Source organism: Brevundimonas sp. (assembly GCF_031082345.1).
Taxonomy (GTDB): domain Bacteria; phylum Pseudomonadota; class Alphaproteobacteria; order Caulobacterales; family Caulobacteraceae; genus Brevundimonas.
In genome coordinates this window covers 1-1,760 of sequence record NZ_JAVHLH010000382.1, presented here as the reverse complement: position 1 = coordinate 1,760, position 1,760 = coordinate 1, and the positions used below count along the sequence as shown (strand labels likewise).

At 69.1% G+C, this 1,760-nt stretch carries 3 protein-coding genes; all 3 read right to left on the bottom strand.

Translation table 11 applies throughout. The annotated features are described in order from the left end of the window. Positions 1 to 355 (bottom strand): hypothetical protein (locus RDU12_RS15550; RefSeq protein WP_308685563.1); only part of this gene is annotated, 355 nt, incomplete at its 3' end. Continuing rightward, complete coding sequence (locus RDU12_RS15545; protein ID WP_308685561.1) at positions 352 to 549, bottom strand: hypothetical protein; 198 nt, start codon at positions 547 to 549, stop codon at positions 352 to 354. The genes RDU12_RS15545 and RDU12_RS15550, both read right to left, overlap by 4 nt. Positions 550 to 1,110: 561 nt before the next feature. Further along, positions 1,111 to 1,760, bottom strand: a 650-nt coding sequence (locus RDU12_RS15540) for a hypothetical protein (protein WP_308685559.1), incomplete at its 5' end; no start/stop codon positions are given.

Below are 1,760 nucleotides of genomic sequence, written 5' to 3'. Positions count from 1 at the left end.
GGTCAGTCGTCAGCGTCTCCTTCAGACGCACGACGAACCGGGCGGAGAGCGAGGTGACCAAGCCGGTCAACAGTTCCAGAGCCCGCCCCAAGGCGGCGCACGCGGTGGCGTCCTCATCGATGTTGGGGGTGTGTCCCCCGGACAGGTCGATCAGGCCGTCCGGACCCGGTTGCAGGGCGCGCCAGTCGTCCACGCTATCGGAGTTATCATCGAGCCAGAGCGCGACGGCGGCCTGGACCTCCGGCGTGATGCTGATGTCAGCCCAACCGTTCCAGGCGGTGCCGTGAGCAAAGCCGTCCCAAACGGGTGAATCGTCGAAGTGCCATTTGACGGGACGCAGCGAAGCGCCGGTCATTGGACCGGGCCCCGCGCGCCGTCGAAGCACAGGTGGAAGGGGTGGAAGATCGCCTGGCCCTCGGCCTCGGCCTCGGCGTAGCTGCTGGCCTGCGCCATGCGCTCGCTGCCCGACAGGCTCTTGAAGGCGGCGATGATGGAGGCGCGCTGCATCTGCAGCTGTTGTGCGATGATCGACATATCGGGTCGGGGCATCTTGGTTCTCCAGCTCCCAGCCAGGTGATCCGGCTGGCTCGCGGGGTGTCCCGCGATCACGCCCCTCGTCAGGCGGGGTATGAGCCGGACGCGCACCCGAAGGGCCGAAACGGAGTGGAGGACGGCGCAGCCGTTGAGCGTGCGGCGACCCCGCCCCTCCTGGGCGTGATTGATCGCGGAACCCGCAGGCCGGAAATCACGGGAGCGCCCGAGACCCGCCCCGGCCGGTTCGTGTACCTCGACAGCAAATGTCCGCTATTCCGCCTCCTGAGCCCCGTCAGCAGCGGTCCCGAGCGTTCTCGGCGCTGCACCGCCCCGAACGGACCAGACCGTCTCCCAGCACGCTCCTACGGGCCGCTGCCCGGGTCCGGCAGGCCCGCGGCATCTCCCCCGCCCTTCGTCAGGCCCTGCGCCCCAGCGCCGGGCAGGCCGTCGCCTCGACCCATAGGGAGGGGCGCGCGTAGCGAGGCCGTCGCCAGCGCTGTGTCGGCGGTGACCAGGCGCAAGCGCCCGCGAGGCCGAAGGCCAGCCGGGCGCCAAGCCCGGGAACGTCCCCCACCCTCAGTGCTCGGAGAGCCAGCGCCGGAGCTTGGCGCGCATGTAGCCGATCTGGTCGTTGATGATGGTCACAGTCGCCCCGCCCGCGATGAAGTTGTGGTCGGTCATCTCAGAGACAAAGGCCTCAGCAACCCGGACGTATTCCTTTCCGCCGCAGATCGCGACGTCCTCAAAGGCGCAGCCGGCCTCGCGAACGAGGCGCGCGATTACGCCGCCTGCGGTCCGCAGCCGTTCGCGGTTAGCGAGGTGCCGATCGCGCGCGCCCTGGGTGCGGAACGAGAGGTCATAGTTCGGATAGAAGCCGCCCAGCCCGCGCTCGATCATGGTGTCTGCGGTTTTCGCCGTCAGAACCGTGTTGTAGTGCGGCAGAGGATCCCGGGCGTGGCCGAATCCGTAACGGGCGGACAGGAACGCGACGTGGGCCAGAGACCCGTCCGGGTCCGCGGCCTTCAAGGTCTGCCACAGCGGGCCGGTATAGCGGTCCCGAGCTGCGAGGCCATCGCCCTCGGCCTTGGACGAGGAACAGGCGAGGATCAGCAGTCGGGCCCGACCCAGCGGACGCGCAGCGGGCGCGCAGTCGGCCGGGGCGAAGAAGTCGAGTTCGTGCTGGCGCATCAGCTCGCTCAGTGGGGCGTGGGTCATTAGATTCTCCG